12 protein-coding genes are annotated in these 23,030 nt (G+C 39.7%); 11 read left to right on the forward strand and 1 reads right to left on the reverse strand.

The window, feature by feature from the left end; translation table 11 throughout:
• Positions 1 to 63: 63 nt before the first annotated feature.
• From HMPREF9456_RS12235 to HMPREF9456_RS12245, 3 genes are all read left to right on the forward strand, one after another.
• Positions 64 to 2,739, forward strand: coding sequence for a BamA/OMP85 family outer membrane protein (locus HMPREF9456_RS12235; RefSeq protein ID WP_006843848.1), 2,676 nt, complete (start codon positions 64 to 66; stop codon positions 2,737 to 2,739).
• Between the two features lie 90 nt (positions 2,740 to 2,829).
• Positions 2,830 to 3,345 carry an OmpH/Skp family outer membrane protein gene (locus HMPREF9456_RS12240; protein ID WP_006843849.1) on the forward strand — a complete coding sequence of 172 codons (516 nt, stop codon included), beginning with the start codon at positions 2,830 to 2,832 and terminating at the stop codon, positions 3,343 to 3,345.
• Between the two features lie 55 nt (positions 3,346 to 3,400).
• Positions 3,401 to 3,904, forward strand: a complete 504-nt coding sequence (locus tag HMPREF9456_RS12245; protein ID WP_006843850.1) for an OmpH/Skp family outer membrane protein — start codon at positions 3,401 to 3,403, stop codon at positions 3,902 to 3,904.
• 84 nt (positions 3,905 to 3,988) lie between these two features.
• Here the strand turns inward: HMPREF9456_RS12245 and HMPREF9456_RS12250 are convergent, their stop codons facing one another.
• Positions 3,989 to 8,035 (reverse strand): two-component regulator propeller domain-containing protein, encoded by a 4,047-nt coding sequence (locus HMPREF9456_RS12250; RefSeq protein WP_006843851.1) that lies wholly within the window; start codon positions 8,033 to 8,035, stop codon positions 3,989 to 3,991.
• 373 nt (positions 8,036 to 8,408) lie between these two features.
• Between HMPREF9456_RS12250 and HMPREF9456_RS12255 the strand changes: the two genes are divergently transcribed.
• From HMPREF9456_RS12255 to HMPREF9456_RS12290, 8 genes are all read left to right on the forward strand, one after another.
• The gene (locus HMPREF9456_RS12255; RefSeq protein ID WP_006843852.1) at positions 8,409 to 11,534 is read left to right on the forward strand and encodes a SusC/RagA family TonB-linked outer membrane protein; all 3,126 of its coding nucleotides are present in this window, start codon (positions 8,409 to 8,411) and stop codon (positions 11,532 to 11,534) included.
• A gap of 19 nt (positions 11,535 to 11,553) precedes the next feature.
• Positions 11,554 to 13,182: a RagB/SusD family nutrient uptake outer membrane protein gene (locus HMPREF9456_RS12260; RefSeq protein WP_006843853.1), complete on the forward strand. Its 1,629-nt coding sequence runs from the start codon at positions 11,554 to 11,556 to the stop codon at positions 13,180 to 13,182.
• Between the two features lie 39 nt (positions 13,183 to 13,221).
• Positions 13,222 to 14,349: a SusE domain-containing protein gene (locus HMPREF9456_RS12265; RefSeq protein WP_006843854.1), complete on the forward strand. Its 1,128-nt coding sequence runs from the start codon at positions 13,222 to 13,224 to the stop codon at positions 14,347 to 14,349.
• A gap of 86 nt (positions 14,350 to 14,435) precedes the next feature.
• Positions 14,436 to 15,587 (forward strand): glycoside hydrolase family 76 protein, encoded by a 1,152-nt coding sequence (locus tag HMPREF9456_RS12270; RefSeq protein WP_006843855.1) that lies wholly within the window; start codon positions 14,436 to 14,438, stop codon positions 15,585 to 15,587.
• Between the two features lie 6 nt (positions 15,588 to 15,593).
• Complete coding sequence (locus tag HMPREF9456_RS12275; RefSeq protein ID WP_006843856.1) at positions 15,594 to 16,781, forward strand: glycoside hydrolase family 76 protein; 1,188 nt, start codon at positions 15,594 to 15,596, stop codon at positions 16,779 to 16,781.
• 23 nt (positions 16,782 to 16,804) lie between these two features.
• Positions 16,805 to 18,283 carry a glycoside hydrolase family 125 protein gene (locus tag HMPREF9456_RS12280; protein ID WP_006843857.1) on the forward strand — a complete coding sequence of 493 codons (1,479 nt, stop codon included), beginning with the start codon at positions 16,805 to 16,807 and terminating at the stop codon, positions 18,281 to 18,283.
• 8 nt (positions 18,284 to 18,291) lie between these two features.
• On the forward strand, positions 18,292 to 20,940 hold the full coding sequence (locus tag HMPREF9456_RS12285) for an alpha-L-rhamnosidase (RefSeq protein ID WP_006843858.1): 2,649 nt from the start codon (positions 18,292 to 18,294) through the stop codon (positions 20,938 to 20,940).
• Between the two features lie 78 nt (positions 20,941 to 21,018).
• Positions 21,019 to 22,962: a glycoside hydrolase family 97 protein gene (locus tag HMPREF9456_RS12290; RefSeq protein WP_006843859.1), complete on the forward strand. Its 1,944-nt coding sequence runs from the start codon at positions 21,019 to 21,021 to the stop codon at positions 22,960 to 22,962.
• Positions 22,963 to 23,030: the final 68 nt, after the last annotated feature.

The raw sequence follows: 23,030 nt of genomic DNA on the forward strand, positions 1-23,030 counted from the left end.
CACAAAACAAGAGTAGCATTAATACTAATAAAAATATTTTCGATAATAATTCTTAGACCAAATATGTTAAATAAAGGTTTATTCTTTCTGACTGTTATTCTATGCCTTGTATCCACAGGAATACAAGCACAAGGGGTAGACAGCACCGAAATCAAAAATGTGAATAAGGCTCTTGAAGCAAATGTTCAGGATTTACCGCTAATTACATACAACTCCAGTAAGAAGTATGAAATTGCCGACCTTAAACTCACCGGTTTAGTGAATCCGATGTATGAAGATTACACATTGTTTGGTTTTGCTCAGCTACAAGTCGGAGATATAATAGAGGTACCCGGTCCTGAAGTAACAAATGCAGTTCGCCGCTTTTGGAGACAAGGATTATTCTCGGATGTAAAAATTGCCGCTACAAAAATAGAAGGCAATAAAATATGGCTTGAAATCAACCTGAAAGAAAGACCACGTATTTCTGATATCGTGTATACAGGAATGAAAAAGTCGGAACGTCAGGATATCGCCGCTAAGGTAGGGATGGTGAAAAATCTGCAAATCACCCCATACCAAATGGACAGAGCCAAAACAATCATAAAGAAATACTTTGACGAAAAAGGATTCAACAAAGCAGAGATATCTCTGACTGAAACGCCTGATTTGTCGAAAGAAAATCATGTTATTCTTAACATTGATGTGGTTAAGAAAAACAAGACCAAGGTGAACAGAATCACCATAGAAGGTAATGAAGAAGTAGCCACCAGAACGTTGGAAAAAGCGATGAAAAAGACCAGACATAAAAGCAATTTTAAGTCTTGGCTTGCCAACTTCCTCCGTTCTACAAAGTATGTACCTGAAAGCTTTGAAGAAGATAAAAACAACTTGATCGCCAAATATAACGAATTGGGTTACCGTGATGCTACAATCCTTTGGGATACAGTATATACAGCTGATGCAGAAGGCAAACCTGACAAGGTAAACATCGACATAAAAGTTGATGAAGGTAAACAATACTTCATTAAAGACATCAAATGGGTAGGTAACACCGTGTATCAAACATGGCAATTACAAACTCAGTTGAATATGAAACCGGGTGATGTTTACAATCAGAAAAAACTAACCGAGCGTCTTTCGGTAGACGAAGGAGCTGTGATGAATGTATTCTATCAAAATCATGGTTATTTATTCTCTAATGCCGACCCTGTAGAGGTGAACATAGAGAATGACTCTATTGACCTGGAGATACGTATTACAGAAGGTCCTGTAGCTAAAATCCGTAAAGTAACAATATCGGGTAACGATAGAGTATATGAAGATATCGTACGCCGCGAATTAAGAATAAAACCGGGAGCTCTATACAGCCGTGATGACATTATCCGTTCGATACGTGAGATTGCCCAAATGGGACATTTCGACCCTGAGCAATTAAATAATCCCAAAATAGAACCGGATCAGGATTCAGGAACAGTTGATGTAGGTTTACCGTTGGTATCTAAAGCAAACGACCAGGTAGAGTTCTCTGCCGGATGGGGACAAACAGGTATTATAGGTAAATTGAGTTTGAAGTTTACAAACTTCTCTCTGAAAAACTTATTCAACCCGGGTACATATAAAGGAATTATCCCTCAAGGTGAAGGACAAACATTGACTCTTAGCGCACAAACAAATGCTAAGTATTATCAATCTTATTCCGTTTCATTCTTCGATCCTTGGTTTGGAGGAAAACGTCCTAACTCTTTATCTGTAGGTGCTTACTATTCTCGTCAAACAGATATAAACAGCCGCTATATAAACAACAGTTATGGTTATTCTGCTCTAAGCAACTATTATGGTGGCTATGGTAGTGGTTATGGCAGTGGCTACGGAGATTACAGTTTTGCAGCCGACCCGAACAAATCGATAACAATGATCGGACTATCGGTAGGTTACGGAAAACGTTTGACATGGCCTGATGACTATTTTACATTCCAAACAGAGTTGTCTTACCAAAGATATAGCATGAAGGATTGGGCATACTTCATCGTTAAAGATGGTATTGCAAACAACCTAAGCTTGAATCTTACACTGAGCAGAAGATCTACTGACAACCCGATATACACACGTCGCGGAACAGACCTATCTCTTAGCTTACAGGTAACACCTCCATTCTCGTTGTGGGATGGCAAAGACTATGCGTCGATGAAGAAAATCGATGGTTATTACGAGCCAAGCGAAAAATTCACATGGATAGAATACCACAAATGGAAGTTTAAAGCAAGAACATATACATCATTATCAGATGTAGTGAAAACTCCTGTTTTGATGACTCGTGCCGAGTATGGATTTGTGGGTTATTTCAACAAGAATAAGAAATCTCCATTCGAAACATTCTATATGGGGGGTGATGGTATGTCAGGGTATTCGAGCACATACGCAACAGAAACAATCGGACTTCGTGGATATGAAAACGGATCGTTAGGCACACAGGCCAGTGCATATTCTCGTCTGGCTCTTGAGTTGAGATATCCGCTTATCCTCGAACCATCGTCTACGATCTATCTACTGGGTTTTGTTGAAGCAGGTAACGCTTGGAGCGATCTGAATAAATTCAATCCATTCGATCTTAAACGTTCGGCAGGATTTGGAGCACGTATCATGCTACCGATGATTGGACTAATGGGTATAGACTGGGCATACGGATTCGACCCGATCAATGGATCTCGTGATAACAGCGGAAGCCAATTCCACTTTATCATTGGACAAGAGTTCTAAAAAGCCTTTTTAACATTATTTATAAGCGAGTTACTAAACTAAAAGATTAACTGTGCGTCTAATAGATATAACACATTAAATTTGACAGTTATGAAAAGATTATTATTACTATTTGCTCTATTTATCGGAATTGCAGCCGGAAGCTATGCACAGAAGTTTGCATTGATAGATATGGAATATATATTAAAAAATATAAGTACGTACGAAACTGCTCAGGAGCAACTAAACGTAATGTCTAAAAAATGGCAGGGAGAAGTTGACAAGGTGCAGCAGGAAGTAAAAAACATGTACAAGTCGTATCAGTCTGACCTTGTTTTTCTATCGGGAGAACAAAAGACTAAAAGAGAAAACGAAATTGTAGAAAAAGAAAAGAGTTTACAAGAATTGAATCGTAAATATTTCGGGCCCGAAGGCGAACTTTTCAAGAAAAGAGAAGCCCTTGTAAAACCCATACAAGACGACATTTACAACGCAATAAAAGAGATATCGGAAGCCAAAGGATATCAGCTAGTGATGGACAGATCATCAGCCGAAAGTGTTATTTTTGCTTCCCCCAGGATAGATATAAGTAATGAAGTTTTAGCAAAGCTCGGATATTCAAAATAATTATTTATATTTGTCACCTAAATAAAGAATAACTAATCAAATAGACTTATACACTATGTTAAAAAAACTATTTTTATTGCTGCTGATTGTTGCTCCGGTTTCAATATTTGCACAAGATAAATTGGCATTTATAAATGCAGAAGAAGTGTTCTCTAAAATGCCGGAACTAAAAGAAGTTGAATCTAAACTTGCAACAAAAAGCGAAACGATAAGAAAAAATCTGACAGCTTTAGAAAAAGAGTACAACGATAAAGTTGAGGCTTTCAAGGGAGACACAACCGGGCTTACCGAATCAATCGTACTTGACAGACAAAAACAGTTGGAAGATCTGCAAAACAGATATCAAACATTCTTGCAAACAAGCCAACAAGAATACGAAAAAGAACAACAAGCATTGATCACTCCATTGCAAGAAAAATTGAGAAAAGCGATCAAAGATGTTGGCGACGAAAATGGCTATACTTATATCTTTAATTTTGCGGCAACTCTTTATACAAGCCCTACAACTGCTGTAGATGCTTCACCTAAAGTAAAAGCTAAATTAGGCATTACTAACTAATCTTCGTTAGTTATAAATCATACAAAAAAGCTCTGATAGTTTTATCAGAGCTTTTTTATTGTGACTTCACTTTATATTTTCACACTACACATCATACATTTCCCTATCTCTATATTCCTTAGGCGTACAGCCATACTTTTGAGCAAACTGCCTGAAGAAGGTGGCTCTGTTGGAGAATCCCGATTTATAGATTATCTCATCGATTGTCATTTTGGTATTTAGCAATAAGTTTCGGGCTATGTACAAACGGCTCTCCCTTATCATATCTGCCGGACTATCGCTTTCTACTTCGCTCAGCCTACGATACAAGTGACGTGGGCTCATATTCAGTTCTGCGGCAATAAACTGAGCCGAGAGTTTGCTATTCATTATATTCTTTTCGATGATATTGTAGATATCCTGAATAAACTTTGTATTCTCCTTATGAGTCATCTTACCTTCCGATAGGTCAAATGCACTTAACGGTGAACTGAAATAGTCCTTCAGCGTCTCTTTGCGCGAAATAAGATGCTTTACAGATGTTCGCAAATAATCTGCATTAAAAGGCTTGGCAAGGTACATCTCTGCGCCCGACGATAATCCCTCTATTTGTTCCTCGATGGTATGTTTTGCCGAAACCAATATCATCGGAATGTGGGCGGTCTTTTTATCCGATTTTATTTCCTTCGTAAGAGAGATTCCATCTCTGCCGGGCATCATAACATCACAAATAATAATATTGGGATGTATCTGCGTCAGCAACTCATCTACAAGCAATGGCTTATCTATAGGAATTACATTATACTCATCGGCAAATATCTCGCTGATAAACCACAAGATTTCCACATCATCGTCGATAATAAAGATTGTTGGCTTCAACTTATCAAATGCATATTTCGGAAGCTCCATCATCGGTTCATAATCTTTTCTGATAGTGATTTCGGGTAAAGCCTGATTCTTATCAATCAATATATCGGAAACTTCCTTTTGTGGTAGTTTCACAATAAAATCGGTACGCTCATCGAGTATGCTATTTACCTCAATCGTGCCATCCAGCAGCTTTACCATACTATAAGAGATGGCCAACCCCAAACCATTGCGGGAGAACTCTCTCTTGCCTTCACGATTCTCAAAGTCGTCGAGGATACTATATCTGTCAAAAATCCTTGTTATATTTTCGGCTTTAATCCCTTTCCCTGTATTGGATATAATCATCAGCAGCTCATCGTTCTCCTGATATACTTCAACCTGTATAAACCCATTGGTAGCCGTATATTTGAATGCATTGGATACCAAATTGGACAAGATTGTATATATAAATCCCCGATCTGAATTCCAAACCAAAGAGTCTTCAATGTCCTTACTGAATTGTATGTTTTTCGATTCGGCCAAGTCGTTGAAAGAGTCGCTTATATCATGCGCTATATCTGTGATCGAGAGCGTTTCTATCTGAGGAGACTTATTACCGGTTTCGATCCGCCTAAACTCGATAAGCTCCTGAATCAAGTCATTCAGGCGTTCGGCATTCCGTTGTATAAGCTGTGTATATTTCCTCACAAAACTATCGGAACCCGTATGCGACAAGATACGGTTACAAGGCCCATATATTAACGTCAGCGGAGTACAAAATTCATGGGCGATATTGGTAAAGAAACGCAGCTTAGACTCGTGTACTTCCTCCTGATGACGTTGTTTTATTTTCATCATCGCCTTATATTTTCTCTTCTTGTCTTTTATGATAGCTGCTCGTATAAGCAAATATATAACAGATATCATCATTGTTGCATACAAAACATACGCCAACGGGGATAGATACCACGGAGGTGTTATCTTTATTGTTATCGAATATACGGGGCTTTCCTTGCCGGTAAGACGGTTCATGTACTTTATAAACAATGTGTATTCTCCGGGCGATAAACTTGTAAACGAAATATTATTAGACGTTCCATTATCAATCCACTGTTTACTCAGGTCATCCAGTTTGTAATAATACGTGTAGTTATTCCCATTTACATAATCGAGTGCAGTAAAAGATATAGAGAAAAAGTTCTGATTGTAATTAAGCTCAAGCGTCTCATTTTCTCCATTCGATTGTAAAAAGTCGAATATGTTTTTCTCCTGACCGAAAATCATCAGATTGTCAAACTGAATGCGAGGAAAATACTCAGGCTGAGCCATACCCGTCTCCGAGATAGCCACAAAGCCATTGATACCGCCAAAGAATAAAATATCGGATTCTTCATCCTTGAAATAAGCCCCATCGCTATACTCTATAATCTGCAAGCCATTAAGATTTGAATATGTTTGAAAATTATCTTGTTCTATATTAAATTTGATAATTCCTCTATTGGTACTCAGCCAAAGATTATTTCTCTCGTCGGCCAATATACCATGAATCGTATTATTAGGGAAACCGTTCCTTTCGTTAAATATCTTGTCGCTTCTACCCGAAACGTGCTTAACCAAACCAAAACTGGTACCAAACCAAAACGCATTGTTCGAGTCCTTAATAATGGAGAATATGTCATTTAGCGTTTGATTTATACCCTTATCGGGCACAAGCGTATCTAGTTTGTGTTGATTTGTATTCAAGCTATATGCGCCATATCCACGGTTTCCGAACCATAAAATAGAATCGTTTTCCTGATAGATTGTAAAAAAATAATTCTGAGAGTCCCTCCCGTCCCTTATCGTAACACGGCTTGCTTTCGTAAATACAGGAGCATTCTGTGTTCCTGCCACTGACACTTTTACAATTCCTGTACCCACTGTCGCCAGCCATAGCGTAGAGTCGTTAAGTTCACAGATAGAGTGTATGTATTTTACAGGTTCTCCGTTGGCTATCAGGGGTACTCGCTTTATCGACCTGTCGCTGTACGAATAGTAACTTAGTCCTTCTTCGCAACCAATCCACAGTATGTTTTTCTTACTCTTGGCAAAGGCATATACTGAATTATCTGTCAGGGCAGAATTCCCTGTATTACTATACTCGAGTGAGAATTTAGAAGGAGCCTGATTGAAATCATAATTCTTTATTTTCACAATCCCATCCCCCTTTGTACCTATCCACAATGTTTTTTCTTTATCTAAAAACAAAGCTCTCACCGGTTTTTCTATATTCGCCGTAAATGTATTGAACACCGCAGACCTGATCGAGTACATATCATTCGAATACATATACACCCCTTGTCCATCGGTACCTATCCAAACTAAGTCCTGATAGCGGTCGTTTATCAAACAGAAAATACCCGATTTGATACCTATATCTTCAGGCTGGTAATTATCCAGCTTATCGGATACATATTTCAATCTCAACAACCCATTGGTCTTGAATCCGATAAAATAATCGTTGTGATGTTTTATTACCGAAGATATCTCGCCATTCTTCTGTATAATCTCTTTCAGATTCCTGACATAGTATTTTTTCTTATCGGCGAAATGATATTCATACAAGGTGTAGGTATTGTCTATAAAGTACACGACATCCGAAACGTCTCTTTCGTAGAAGCAATACAGGAGATTTTCATTATGATAAAACAGCTTTTCTTTTTCCAGCTTTATATCTCCTTCCCTACTCTCTTTTATCATGTATGCCGGATTAGACTGATCTTTTGTAAACACCTGAAGCTTGTTATCGGAAGTGATCACAAAATTGAGAATATCATCATATTTCAATCCTTTTAATATTATTTTCTCAAAGGTTTTGGCCTCCTTTTTATAATAATAGATACAGTCATCCTCTTTTATAATAAAGATATGGTTGTTCTTATCTTTTTGTATCAGATAGCGCCCTTTGAACTGATTAAAAGAATCAATCTTTTTGGTGCGTTTATCCAACCTGTTAAGCCCATAGTTTGTGTACACCCAAAGGATACCATCCTCCGTTTCCAATACATTTTCGATAAGATTACCCGACAAGTTGTTCTTCTCATCCGTTGGCTTGTATACCCGAATGCTAAGACCGTTAAACATATTGAGTCCATCGCAAGAGCCAAACCACAAGAAGCCGTCTTTATCCTGACAAATAGAAAGTATCGCACTGTTTGACAATCCATCATGGTTGGATATCTGGCGTAGGTTATATGCGTTTATATTCTGACACAATATAAGACCGATCAGAAAAAATGAAGCGTTTAATACGATTTTTTTCATGGATGTATTTTGTCCTAATTCTGATATAAGATTATGACAAAGATAAATATCTTACAGATAGTAAACGAGAAACAAATCCGCATTAACAGAAGCCACATATATAAATTTGAGACAATGTAGTATAGATTTAAGACATGGCTCCAGAATTAATATTCTGCAATTGCTGCAGGTTTTAAGAAGAAGATATATTTGCTTTCGGAAAAGATGACTAATACCACTAACCTCTAAAACCTGTAAAAATGAAAAATATAACCTAAAGAGTGATCAACCTAATCCGAATCTAATTTAATCAAAATGCTCAGAATGTCTATTCTAAATTTAGACCTAAAGCGAATTAATCAAAAACAATCTTTTATTTAAATCTAACTATGGTATGATTAAGAGAAAGTACAAAAAAAACTTTGTCAGTTTAGCCTTGTCCCTGTTATTCATCGGGACACCATGCATCTTAAATGCCCAGACTGGCAATATCAATGAGCATCAACAATCACCTTCTGCAAAAATCACAGTAAAAGGAACTGTGAAAGATGAAACAGGAGAGCCTCTTGTTGGTGTTAGTGTAGTAATAAAAAGGACAACAAATGGAACAATGACCGACCTGGACGGTAATTTTTCTATTTCGTGTAACAAAAATGATGTATTACAAATATCCTATGTCGGATTTTTGACACAAGATATTACAGTAGGAAACAACTCCAACTTTCAGATAAAACTGAAGGAAGACCAAAAGGTTCTGGATGAAGTTATTGTGATCGGTTACGGTACTACTACCCGCAAAAGCGCAGTGGGTGCCGTTGATCAGGTAAAGGCAAAAACGATAGAAGAACGTCCGGTGGCCAATGTTACTCAAGCCTTACAAGGAGCTTCACCTAGTTTGACAATCCAACAACGCAGCATGGACCCGAATGACAACAACATGAATATCAACATTCGAGGGCTATCTACCATGAATAACAATTCTCCTTTGATCGTTATCGATGGATTAGTAACCGACAACTCCAGTTTGAACAAACTAAGCCCCGGCGATATTGATAATGTTTCGGTACTGAAAGATGCGGGAACGGCTGCCATCTATGGGTCACGTTCTGCAAATGGTGTTATATTGGTTACAACCAAGAGTGGGAAGAAAAATCAACGCCCTACCGTTCGTCTCGGAATGCAGCTTGGTACACAAGACCCTACCATTCTGTACAGACCCGTAGAAGGATACCAAAATGCGATATTGAAGAACCTGTCATTGACAAATGTAGGACAAAGTGCAATGTATTCGCCCGCAGAAGTACGTGACTTATACGATCACCGAAGCGAAGAGTACTGGAACTTTGACAAGATTATACAATCGGCAATGCAACAGTCGTACAACATGAGCGTTTCGGGTGGTAACGAGAATACAACTTACCTATTCTCCGGAGCTTACTTTGATCAGAAGAGTAACTTTGTTGGACCTAACTACGGAAAACAACGTTACAATCTGCGTTCAAATCTTTCGACAGAAGTAGGACGATTCAAACTTTCTTCAATCTTATCATATACCCGCGACGACGGAAAGAAATCAGTTGATGGAAATGCGATTATCAACTCGTCTCGTATACCTTCGTACTACTGGACTAAAATGCAAGCCGACAATGGCAAATACCTTGTAAACAGCTTGCTTACAGACCAGAACCCATTGGCAGGATTAAAAGAATCGGGATACGAGAAAGGAAATACCGACTACATTAATGCAAACATTAATCTTGAAGTAAAAATCATCGACGGATTGAAGTTGCGTGGAGTTGTAGGCGCTGATATATACGCTTTTCATCGTTTCATAAGAAGAAAAGAGGTGGATTTGTATAACAACGAGAACAATACAACACCTGATATGAAAATGAATGCCAAAAGAAATACAGAAGATTACAACGAGAATAAACGCTTGATGAACTATCAGCTTTTGGCGGATTATCAAAAGACATTCAACGATTCTCACAATCTATCCCTATTATTCGGTGCAACCAACGAGTCGTATACATTCAAAAGCAATGAAGTAAAATTCATTAATACAGACCCTATCTTAGGCGTTCCGACAGAAACTCCTGAATCAGGAAAGTCTTCGCTTGAAGGCAGAAGAAAAGAAAGTATTACTTCTATACTCGGACGTGCTTCTTACAATTATTTGGAGAGATATTACGCTGAATTTAGCTTCCGTGAAGACGGTTCTTCAAAGTTTGCGAAAGCAAATCGTTGGGGCTTCTTCCCTTCTTTATCTTTGGGATGGAGAATATCCGACGAATCATTCATGGGCTTCTATAAAGACAAACTGGGTGATCTTAAAATTCGTGGATCGTATGGTATCTTAGGAAACCAAAATATAGATCCGTATCAAACCCTTGTTACCTACAGTTTATACTCAAACACGTACGCATTTGACAATGACGTTGTAGGTGGAGCAGGATATAAATTTGGTAATGAGAACCTGAAATGGGAAAAATCAAAAACATTCAACATCGGAGCAGACTTCTCATTCCTTAGAGGGGCTCTATCGGGAACATTCGATTATTTCCACAAAACAACATCAGATATCCTTTTAGCACCACAAGTACCTACTGTATTTGGAACATCTCTTAGCTCCGAAAACATCGGAGAAATGAAAAATCACGGTTGGGAAATTACACTAAACTATCATCTGAAAACAGGAGAGTTTTCCCATGATTTTTCGGGAAATATAGGAGATTCTCAAAATAAAGTCACAAAACTTGTAGGAGGTAGGGAAATTTCGAAAGCTGACGAATACTTCATCATGAAAGAAGTAGGGCTACCATTCCGTTCTTATTACGGATATAAAATCGACAGCTACTTTAAAACAATGGAAGAAATCCAAACATCAGCCTTACCGGCAGGTATTTCATCTTCAGACCTTCGCCCGGGCGATGTAAAATATGTAGACCGTAACAACGACGGGGTGATCGACGAAAAAGACCGTTTCGTCTTAGGAAATGGATTCCCTCGTTACACATTCGGATTCACTTACAACCTAGAATGGAAAGGCTTTGACTTTAACTTCTTTATTCAAGGTGTTGGAAAACGTGATATGATGGTACGTGGCGAGTTGGTAGAACCATTCCATTCCAATTATTCGTATGCTATCTACAAACATCAGCTAGACTTTTGGTCTCCAACAAATACCGATGCCACTTACCCTCGTTTGGCAGGAATAGGATCGGTTTCCAATTCTAACAACTATGGTATGGGGTCGGAAATCAACCGATTTGACGGAAAATATCTAAGACTGAAAAATATACAACTAGGATACACCATCCCTAAAAGCCTGACAAATAAACTGATGTTGCAAAGAGTACGTGCATACGTAAATGCTCAGAATCTGTTTACATTAAGTAAAAACTCTTGGATCGATCCCGAATCTACCGAATTTGATTCAAACATGGGAGGAAGTGCCAACAGTGCACGTAACTATCCTACCCTCAAGTATTTTGGTTTTGGATTAGACATTGAATTCTAACAAAAGAAACGATACAAAAATGAAAAAAAGACATATAATAAAATATCTGTTCTTATTGTCAATGGGAGCGTTTATATTCACAGGGTGTAACAACCTCGACCAAATGCCTTACGACAAGCATACAGATGAAACATACTGGCAATCCGTTGAAAATTCAGAACTATTGGTCAATATGGCATACAACCAAATGTATGGTGCAGGAAAAATGTGGACAGACGAAGCCTTGAGCGACAATGTTATTCAGGCCAGAGATGACAATGATCCGCGCAAAATCCGTAATGGCTTGGCAACACCTTCTCTCGGGCTATTTGCCAGCGAATGGAAATGGGCTTATGAGGGAATAAAAACATGTCATAAATATTTAGAAAATGTAGATCGTGTACCCGGCATGGACGAAAATCTTAAAGCAACAAGAAAAGCAGAGATTCGCTTCATCAGAGCCTTTCTATTCTTCCGCTTGGCTTATTTTTACGGTGACGTTCCTTTCTTCACAGAAGATATTACGCTGGCTCAGGCAAAGAACATATCACGCACACAAAAGTCTGTTGTTTTGCAGTTTGTACATGACGAGCTTGATGAAATCATTGACATATTACCTTCAAAAGGTGCGATAACCAACAAAGGACGTATAACCAATGCTGCCGCTGTTGCATTTCAGGCACGAGCTTATCTGTATGAAAACAATTGGCCAATGGTCGAAAAATATACCGATATGCTTATCAATCAGCAAGGCAAATATGGTGTTTACGAACTGTTTGGCGATTACGAAAGCCTGTTCCAATCTCAAAACAAGTACAACAACGAGGTTATTCTCGACTATGGCTATGCAACTACAAACCGCACATGGTCTGAGATGTATGCCCGCGTGCCGATGACTCTGGGTGCTTTCTTAAACTCATGCGCACCGGTACAAGCACTTGTAGACGACTATTGGACAATCAATGGTTATACAATCAGCAAAGACCCTGCTTACAATCCAAACTCTCCATATACCAACAGAGATCCACGCCTGACAGCCAGTGTTGTTTACGATGGATTCAATTGGGTAGATGAGAACGGAAAGGTATCAACTATACGTACCGCTTACGGGACAGGCACTAAAGACTCATGGGAAAGTGTGAGCTCCAACAAGTCGGTAACTGGTTATTATACACGTAAGTATTTTGATCCGCAATCCAGAAAAACATTAAAAGACTATGCACAAGAGAACAACATTATCATGTTCCGTTATGCCGACGTTTTATTAATGTACGCAGAGGCAATGCTTGAACAAAACAAGATGAACCAATCGGTATGGGATGCTACCATTAAGAAAATCCGCACAAGAGCAGGATTTACAGCAGCCAGTGCCTTGAATTATCCTTCTACATTATCTACAGCCGAAATGCGTGAATTAATTCACCGCGAACGCCGCATAGAGCTAGTATTCGAAGGACTGCGCTACTACGACATCGTAAGATGGAAAGAAGGAACAAAATATCTGAATGGAGTAGTGAACGGAGCTAAATTCGCAAACAACAATTCTTCGTATATAACATTGGATTCAAGAAAGTTCAATGAAGGAAAAGACTATCTATGGTCGGTGCCTATCGAAGAAATAGTTAAGAACCCGAATCTAAAACCAAACAATCCCGGTTACTCCGAATAAATAACCTAAAGATTAATTAAATAGAAAAAACATACTATTATGAAAAAGATATTTTACAACATATTCGTATTGCTTTCATTTGTTATGCTAATGTCTGCCTGCGGAACAGACGATATGGAATTTAAAAACGCAGATGTTACCGAAGTCACAAAGCTATATGAACCAGTTTTGGAAAAAGCAATAAACCTCACATCAAGCGGTTCTCTTTACTTCTCTTGGAAACCTGCCATTGCCCAAGATGGCGGAGCACCTTTGTACGAAGTATATTTTGACAAAGAAGGAGGAGATTTTTCAAGCCCACTTTACGTACTTCCATCAGATCTTAATGGATATTCCAATGGAGCAGATATCTCTCACAAAATTCTAAATAAAATAGCAAAATTAGCCGGAGCAGAGCCGGGAGAAACTATTAGCTTGGTCTGGACAGTGGCTTCATCTCGAGGTATTAATCAGAAAATGTGTAAAGAAAGTAACAAAATAACAGTTACAAGAATCCAAGGATTGGAAGATCCGGGACAGGTTTATATCACAGGAAGTGGTTCTGAAGCCGGAAGCAACTTATCTAATGCCATAGCTTTACATCGATCAGGAGATGGGGAATACGAAGCCTATGTTAGACTTGTTGCGGGTGGAGTATACAAATTTGTAGACTCTAAGTCTGGTACTCCTGCTGAATATTATATTGCTGATGGTAAATTACAAGAAGGCTCCGAAGGTACAGCTAACACTTTAAACGGCATATATCGCTTCAAAATTGATTTTAGTACTGCTTCTGCATCGACTCCTGTGGAAATAACAGAAGTAGGCTTCTGGTTCTGCCCAAATAATACTATAGAGTGGAAGTTAACTTATCAAGGAAAAGGAATATGGAAAGGATCAGGCCCTGTAAATTTCAAACAAGAAGGTTGGGGGCTTGATGAACGTTATAAATTTAGAGTAACAACCAAAGATTCGAAAGGAAAGGTGTCTCAAGAAGACTGGGGACCTGCTAACTACGGAGAAGATGGCAAACCATCAGGGACAGCAAAATATTATAATCTGAATGTATACAATTCGACAGGACAATTTGATCCAAAATGGAAATTTGCAAACGAATTTAATGGCAAAACTGTAACTCTTACTGTAAAAATGACAGGAGATACTTATACACATGAGGTTTCTCTCTGATAAATAAAATCTGATATTAATCGGGAAGGTTGACCCGAAAGAAAACCGTAGGGTCAATCTCCTTAGATATAAAGAATATGAAACTTATGAAAAATATATATTTCGGATTTATAGCATTTGTTTTGCTAGCCCTATCATCTTGCAGCGATCCCAAGGATGAGTATTCGTACGGAACTTTGATAGAATACGATTGGAATGCCGCAGCCGATAGTGCATCTAATGCTTTGATAAATAAATTCTGGAACGAAACAGGCAACTATTTCAATTACGGAAACGACGACAAGGAACTAACATTCCACTATTGGCCCAATGCTCATGCAATGGATGTAGTGATAGATGCTTATCTGCGCACAAACGACAGTAAATATAGTGCTTACTTCGACAAATGGTTTGCAGGCGTTAAGATAAAAAACGGAAATACTTATGAGAATGCCTATGTCGACGATATGGAGTGGAACGCACTGACTATGATCCGCCTGTATAATATCACAAAAGATCAAAAATACTTAGATGCTGCTCAGCAGTTGTGGGGCTGGATCAAAGATGCCTGGTCTGAAGATGTTGGCGGTGGTATCAGATGGTGCACCGGATCGTGGGTAACATTCACAAAGAATGCCTGCTCAAATGCTCCCGCAGCTATTATCGGAGCACGTCTGTATCAAATAACTCAGAACGAAGAAGACCTCGAATGGGCGAAGAAAATATACGACTGGCAAAAACAAACGCTGGTAGTATCTTCGACAGGTGAGGTGAAAGACAATATCATTGTCGAATCGGGTGAAGTAAAAGGCTCGGCTCTTACATACAACGAAGGTACTTACGTAGGAGCGGGAGTAGAATTATATAATATTACCAAAGATATCGTATATTTGAATGATGCAAAAAGAGCAGCAAATTATACCATCTCTACGCTTATAAACTCAAGCAGCAATGTATTGAGAGACGAAGGAACCGGAGACAATGGTCTGTTTAAAGGAATATTCATGCGCTACTTCCTCGAGCTTATCAAAGTGAACGACTTGGATGAAGCATACCGTCATAAATTTGTCACTTTCTTAAACAACAATGCCTATGTACTTTGGACTACCGGTGTATACAAAAAAGGAGAATATGAAGACAACCTTCTGTTTGGTTCTTCGTGGGATTCTTCTCCGGTAAGCTTTACCCAACTTACATCACAGGCTAGTGGTTGTATGCTGATAGAGGCAAAAGCTGCATACGAGAATTTGAAAAAGTAAAAGATAATGAAACTTACGTACATTTTTTTATTTGCAATTAGTGTTGCCACCATAGGGTGTAGCCCAAAAGATAAAGGCAATACGAGTTCTAACCTACAGAGAGCCCAGCTAACGCTGGACTCTCTGTATCAAAATTATTCGGCACCCGATACCCGGTTGCTGCGTGAAAACTATCCCTTCGATGACAAGTATACGGCTACGTATCTGGCATCGCAAGAGCAAGCGAATATCCCAAACCAATATTCGTACCTATGGCCTTACTCAGGAACATTCTCTGCTGTAAACGCCTTGTTTGAAACCACCAAGGATAAGAAATATCAGGAAATCCTTGATTCGAAAGTGCTCCCCGGATTGGAAGAGTATTTCGATCAGAAGCGGAATCCGTCGGGGTATGCGTCATACATAAACACCGCACCTCAGTCCGACCGGTTTTATGACGACAATGTATGGTTGGGTATCGACTTTACAGATACTTACACGCTAACCAAAGAAGACAAATATCTGCAAAAGTCCAAAATGATATGGGAATTCGTAGCCAGTGGTATCGATGACAATCTCGGCGGCGGAATCTATTGGTGCGAACAAAAAAGAGAGTCAAAAAACACATGTTCCAATGCACCCGGAGCAGTTTTTGCGCTCAAACTATTTGAAGCAACCCAAGACAGCACTTATTTTAAACAAGGAAAAAGCCTGTACGAGTGGACAAAAAAACACCTGCAAGACCCTTCCGACTACTTGTATTTTGACAACATAAGGCTGGACGGAAAAATAGGTGAGGCTAAATTTCCATACAATAGCGGGCAAATGCTACAATCTGCTGCTCTGTTGTATAAGCTCACAAAAGACGAAGCTTATCTTACCGATGCCCAAAATATTGCAAAATCTGCATATAATTATTTCTTTACAGATTTTACAACATCTGACGGACAACAATTCAAACTGTTGAAGAAAAGTGATGTGTGGTTTATTGCTGTTATGCTGAGGGGATTTGTTGAATTATATCATTTGGATAATGACAAAACATATATAGATGCTTTCCAAAAAAATATGGACTATGCATGGAACAACATGCGTGAAGGCAACGGACTGTTCAACACAGACTGGAGCGGAAAGCAAAAAGATGAAAAGAAGTGGTTGCTTACACAAGCCGCAATGGTAGAAATGTATGGCAAGCTTGCGTCTATCAACAAATGAAAAAAAATCAACATAAATAAGGTATGAAAAGAAAGAAAAACATTGGATTATGCGCCGTAGCGGCTGCAACATTACTAATGGGAGGAAAAGCAGCGGCTCATGACATGACTATCCGAAAGGATAATACGGTGGTAAGCTATAACGTTCCTACCGACTTTAAAAGCAACCGCCCACCCGTTGATCAAAGATTATTCAAATCGAAGGCTGTAGAAAGTGAGATAGTACGGATTAAGAAAATGATCAAAAATCCGAAACTGGCATGGATGTTCGAAAACTGTTTTCCAAACACGCTGGACACCACTGTCCGCTATCGCAAGACCAACGGTAAAGACGATACTGTAGTCTACACCGGAGATATACACGCCATGTGGCTTCGCGACTCAGGTGCTCAGGTGTGGCCTTATGTGCAATTGGCAAACAGTGATCCCGAACTGAAGGCAATGCTTGCCGGAGTTATCCGCCGACAATTTAAATGTATCATTATCGACCCATACGCCAATGCTTTTCTTGATCCGCACGACCCGAATCCCGATCACCAATGGATGAGCGACATGACGGACATGAAGCTGGAGTTACACGAGCGCAAATGGGAGATAGACTCGCTTTGCTACCCAATTCGTCTGGCATACCATTACTGGAAAACAACAGGAGATGCAAGCATTTTTGATGAAGAATGGCTACAAGCGATCGAACTGGTATTACAAACGTTCCACGAACAACAACGTAAGAATGGCAATGGCCCGTATAAATTCCAACGCAAAACAGAGCGTCAACTGGATACAATGAACAACGACGGATGGGGCAACCCTGTCAATCCCGTAGGACTTATTGCATCGGCCTTCCGCCCGTCAGACGATGCCACAACATTTCAGTTTTTAGTTCCGTCTAACTTTTTTGCTGTTAGTTCGTTAAGAAAAGCAGCCGAAATATTGGCAACAGTAAACAAGAAGCCTGAGTTAGCAGAGAAATGTAAAAATTTGGCACAGGAAGTTGAGACAGCCTTAAAAAAATATGCTATCTTTAACCATCCTAAATACGGTCAGATCTATGCTTTCGAAGTAGACGGATTTGGAAACCAGTATTTTATGGATGATGCCAATGTGCCCAGTTTATTGGCAATGCCCTATTTAGGAGATATGGATGCTAATGACCCTATCTATCAGAACACACGAAATTATGTGTGGAGTAAAGATAATCCATATTTCTTCAAAGGAACAGCAGGGGAAGGTATTGGTGGTCCCCATATCGGATATGATATGATATGGCCTATGAGTATCATGATGAAAGCATTCACTAGCCGTGACGAAAAAGAAATTCAGACATGTATAAAAATGCTTATGGATACCGATGCCGGAACAGGATTTATGCACGAATCGTTCAATAAAGACAACCCTGAGAAGTTTACCCGCGCATGGTTTGCATGGCAAAACACACTTTTTGGCGAATTGATCTTAAAGCAGGTAAACGAAGGTAGAATTGATATGTTAAACGCAATAAAATAAAACCTTTAATGAAAAAGAATCTAAAGCTCCTAATTGCAGTCTCCGTTATTTTAGCCTTTTTAGCAAGTGCTTGTGGCAGTGTTTCAAAAAACACTAAAATCGTAAAAGCTCAATGCGAGTATTTAGATTCTCCTATAGGTATCGATGCCGAACATCCGCGTTTCACATGGGTGTTCGGTAGTGATACCGAAAATTTCAGGCAAGAAGCTTACCAGATACATATAGCCAGCAGCGAAGAACTACTTGCTTCGGGCAAAGCGGATATATGGACTTCCAACAAAATAGAAAGCACAACACCCCGTGCCATATACAACGGAGGCACAAAACTCACTTCACACACTCGTTACTATTGGACTGTAACAGTATGGGACAAGAAAGGAAAAAACCACACATCACCTGTCAGCTATTTCGAAATGGCTAAAATGTCGAAAGCTGATTGGCAGGCAAAATGGATCACAGATTCGCACGACAAAGAGTTTGAACCTGCACCATTATTCAGAAAAGAATTTAAGACGACAAAGAAATTAATTTCAGCCCGTGTCTATGTCAGCGGTACAGGATATTACGAGATGTTTATAAACGGAAAAAGAGTAGGTGAAAACTTTCTTGATCCGGGTTACACACATTTCGACAAACGTATATTATATGTTACCCACGATGTAACATCACTTATCACCGAAGGAGACAACGCCATTGCGGCAGTTCTCGGAAATGGTTTTTACAATTGCCAGAGCAAAGCCGTATGGGACTTCGAAAGAGCCCGCTGGCGCGAACGCCCTAGGCTGTTGAGCGAACTAAGGCTTGTATACGATGACGGCTCTACCGACATTATATCCACAGACGAAACGTGGAAAACCAACACAGGACCTTACACATACAACAATATATACAGTGGCGACAGATACGATGCCCGCCTCGAAGAAACAGGGTGGAACTCTGCCGGATTTGACGACTCGAAGTGGAACAAAGTACAACTGTCAAAAGAACCTGCCCCGATACTGGCAGCTCAGCAAATGCCGGGAATCCGTGCTGTAAAAGAAATCAAGCCAAAATCGGTAAAATCATTCGGAAATAAGATATACCTCTTCGACTTGGGAGAAAATATTGCAGGGGTTTGCCGTTTCTCGGTAAAAGGAGAAGCCGGTACGACATTCACACTACGCCACGGAGAACTCCTAAAAGCAGACGGACGACTCGAGCAAGGCAACATCAATGTTTATTATCGTCCTGAGAAAAAAGGAGAAGTATTTCAAGAAGATGTTTTTATATTGAAAGGAACAGGAAAAGAAGAAGAATTTACACCTCAGTTCAGCTATCATGGTTTCCAGTATATAGAAGTGGAGAGTGATCGCCCTGTAACACTTACAGTGGATAACCTGACAGGATTGTTTCTGCACACAGATATACCACAAGTGGGTAATTTTAGCAGTTCAAACAACCTGTTGAACAAGATATGGGCTGCAACAAACCAAAGTTATCAAGGTAACTTACACAGTATTCCTACCGATTGTCCTCAGCGTGAGAAGAACGGATGGACGGCAGATGCACATGTTGCTATCGACTTGGCATTACTCAACTTTAATGGAATCACCTTATACGAAAAATGGATGACCGACTTCATCGACAACCAACGTGAAGACGGTGTGATTGCCGGTATTATTCCATCTTCGGGATGGGGATTCGGCGACTGGCCGGGACCTGTTTGGGATGCTGCGATGTTTATCATTCCCAATGCGCTGTACGACTACTATGGCGAGACCCGAAGCATAGAACACCTCTACCCTACTATGGTCAAATATCTGGATTATCTGAAAACAAAAGAAGTAGACGGAGGATACCTGAACTTTGGATTGGGAGACTGGGTGTTTTATAAAGCTCAAACACCGAATGAGTATACATCGACACTCTACTATTATCACGACTATGTATTGATGGCACGCTTTGCCAAACTCTTAGGAAAAAATGCCACTCCATATCAACAAAAAGCAGAGCAGCTTAAAAAACTGATAAACAACAAGTTCTTCAATGCCGAAACAGGTATTTATGCCAATGGTACTCAAACAGCTCAGGCGGTAGCTCTGTATATGGGAATAGTTCCCGAAGGAAAAGAACAGCTCGTTGCCGACAATTTGCACAAAACCGTTTCAGGAAATAATTACTTCCTCGACTTTGGACTATTGGGCAGCAAAACCGTTCCTGCTATGCTTACCAAATACGGATATGTAGAAGACGCTTACAAAATGGCTACCAAGACCGAAGCTCCATCGTGGGGCTACTGGGTAGAAACACAGGGATACAGCACCCTTGCCGAAACATGGACACTTAGCCCTGAGTTTCGCGATGCATCTATCAACCATGTATTTATGGGAGATATCAGTGCATGGATGTACAACACGTTGGCGGGAATCAATCTCGATAGAGACCAACCCGGATTTCAGAACGTAATCATCAGACCTCATTTTGTGAAAGACTTGGAATGGGTTAAGGGCGAATATAATTCTGTGAGAGGTTTGATAAAATCGGAGTGGGAGAGAGAGGGAGATAAGATAAATCTTTCGGTAACCATTCCTGCCGGATCTACCGCAACGATATATGCAGACAAAGAATATACTGTAGGTTCAGGCGTTCACCAATATATAATAAAAGAAAATAAATAAGATATAAGCAGGAGATAAATGCCCGTTCGAATTCCTGTTGGGATAATAAAACAAACTAAACATTAATCTATAATAGACATGAAACGCAACTTGTTATTATTACTATTTCTCAGTATTACATTCGTCCTAAGTGCCCAGAAAAAGGCTGAATTACAATCGCCTAGCGGAGAAATAAAAGTATCCCTTAGTATCTCAGATAAGATATATTACACAATATCTTATAGCAATGATGTACTATTAGAAAAGAATCATTTGAGCCTGAACTTGGGAAGTGAGACGCTCGGACTGAATCCCAAACTATCGGGACAAAAAGCAAACAAAGTAAACGAGGTTCTTACTCCTGTTGTTCCTTTAAAATACTCATCTGTAAAAAATGAGTACAATTCACTCTTGCTCACTTTCAATGGAGATTATTCTGTCGAATTCAGAGCCTTTGATGATGGTATTGCCTACCGTTTTATAACCAATAAAAAAGGAGACGTAGAAGTTTTAGGAGAAGATTTTACTATCAATTTCCCTGCAAATTATTTACTTCATTTACAGCAGCCCGGTGGGTTTAAAACAGCCTACGAAGAACCGTATACACACGTTGAGAGCAATGAGTGGAAAGCAACAGACCGAATGTCTGTATTGCCGGTATTGATAGATACAAAGAAAAAATACAAAATACTGATATCCGAATCAGACCTGTCGGATTATCCTTGCATGTTCCTTAAAGGGAATGGAGCAAACGGAGTACAATCTACATTTCCAAAAGCTCCACTCGAATTTGGAGAAGATGGAGACCGTAGCTTGAAGATTGTGAAGGAAGCGGATTATATAGCTAAAACAACAGGAAAAAGAAATTTTCCGTGGCGCTACTTCGTCATTACAAAAGACGACAAGCAGCTTATAGAAAACACAATGACATACAGGCTAGCTACCAAAAGCCAACTGCAAGACGTATCGTGGATCAAGCCGGGACAAGTCAGTTGGGAATGGTGGAACGAAGCATCACCTTATGGCCCGGATGTGAATTTCGTAGCCGGATTCAATCTCGATACATATAAATATTACATCGATTTTGCATCCAAATACGGTATCGAGTATATTATTATGGACGAAGGTTGGGCTAAAAGCACACGCGACCCTTACACTCCAAATCCGAAAGTAGATGTACACGAACTTATCCGCTACGGAAAAGAAAAGAATGTAGGCATCATACTATGGCTAACGTGGTTAGTGGTAGAAAACAATCCCGATATATTCAAAACATTCAGCGAATGGGGTGTTAAGGGTGTTAAAATCGACTTTATGGATAGAAGCGATCAATGGATGGTGAACTACTACGAACGCATAGCCAAAGAAGCCGCAAAATACAATATTCTGGTTGATTATCATGGTTCGTTCAAGCCTGCCGGAATCGAATACAAGTATCCGAATATCCTTTCGTACGAAGGAGTAAGAGGCATGGAGCAAATGGAAGGTTGTACCCCTGAAAACAGTGTCTATTTTCCCTTCATGCGCAATGCTGTAGGTCCTATGGATTACACACCGGGGGCAATGATCAGCATGCAACCCGAAAGATACTGCGGTAATCGCCCTAACTCGGCAAGCATAGGAACCAGAGCTTACCAGTTGGCACTGTTCGTCATTTTCGAAAGCGGACTTCAAATGTTGGCAGACAATCCTACTCTGTATTACAGAAATGAAGATTGTACCAAATTTATCACCGATGTGCCCGTTACATGGGACGAAACCCGTGCACTGCAAGCCAAAGCGGGAGAATATGCGGTCGTGGCAAAGCGCAAAGGCAATAAGTGGTATATAGGCGGTATGACAAATAATACAGAAAGACAACTTGAGATAAGCCTTGATTTCCTCAATGCCGGAACATCATACAAGATGACTTCGTTCGAAGACGGAATCAATGCAGGCCGTCAGGCTATGGACTATTGCAGAAAAGAATCACACGTAAAATCGGGTGATAAGATACAAATAAAAATGGCTAGAAACGGAGGATTTGCCGCCGTAATAGAATAAGACGAGTTATTTAGGTAACTCTTGTAAATAAAGAGCGATATTGGTTATTTAAGGAGCTGTCCCAAAAG

The sequence above is a fragment of the Dysgonomonas mossii DSM 22836 genome, assembly GCF_000213575.1.
GTDB lineage: Bacteria > Bacteroidota > Bacteroidia > Bacteroidales > Dysgonomonadaceae > Dysgonomonas > Dysgonomonas mossii.